The following is a 740-nucleotide window of genomic DNA, read 5'->3' as shown; positions in this document are numbered from 1 at the left end:
AGATGAAGGACCTGAACGCAAACGACGTCGAGGCGGCCATGCGCATGGTCGAGGGCTCCGCCCGCTCGATGGGCCTGGAAGTGGTGGGCTAAGATCATGGCAAAGATTGCAAAGCGTGTTGCTGCGAGTCGCGAAGGCATCGATCCAAACAAGGCTTATGCGCTCTCCGAGGCGCTGCAGCTGCTCAAGGACCGGTCCAAGGTGAAGTTCGACGAGACCGTCGAGGTCTCGATGAATCTCGGTGTCGATCCGCGCCATGCCGACCAGATGGTCCGCGGCGTGGTCAACCTGCCGAACGGCACCGGCCGTTCCGTGCGTGTCGCCGTGTTCGCCCGTGGCGATAAGGCTGAGGAAGCAAAGGCCGCCGGCGCTGATATCGTTGGAGCCGAGGATCTGGTCGACATCGTCCAGAAGGGCACGATCGATTTCGATCGCTGCATCGCCACGCCGGACATGATGCCGCTGGTCGGCCGTCTGGGTAAGGTGCTCGGCCCGCGTGGCATGATGCCGAACCCGAAGGTCGGCACCGTGACCACCGACGTGGCTGCGGCCGTCAAGGCTTCGAAGGGCGGCGCCGTCGAGTTCCGCGTCGAGAAGGCCGGCATCGTCCAGGCCGGCGTCGGCAAGGTTTCGTTCGACGTCAAGGCGCTGGAAGAGAATGTCCGCGCCTTCGCCGATGCGGTGAACAGGGCCAAGCCGGCCGGCGCCAAGGGCAACTACGTTAAGAAGGTGTCGGTCAC

1 protein-coding gene and 1 pseudogene are annotated in these 740 nt (G+C 64.1%); both read left to right on the top strand.

The annotated features are described in order from the left end of the window. Positions 1 to 92: pseudogene (rplK, locus tag EOA28_RS37525) on the top strand (50S ribosomal protein L11); the annotation flags it as partial. A gap of 4 nt (positions 93 to 96) precedes the next feature. Further along, positions 97 to 740 (top strand): 50S ribosomal protein L1 (gene rplA / locus EOA28_RS37520; protein WP_128315931.1); only part of this gene is annotated, 644 nt, incomplete at its 3' end.

Origin of the sequence: Mesorhizobium sp. M2A.F.Ca.ET.067.02.1.1 (assembly GCF_004023285.1) — a bacterium.
Taxonomy (GTDB): Bacteria; Pseudomonadota; Alphaproteobacteria; order Rhizobiales; family Rhizobiaceae; genus Mesorhizobium.
Note: the sequence above shows the minus strand (reverse complement) of the source record. Positions and strands in the feature narration are given on the sequence as shown.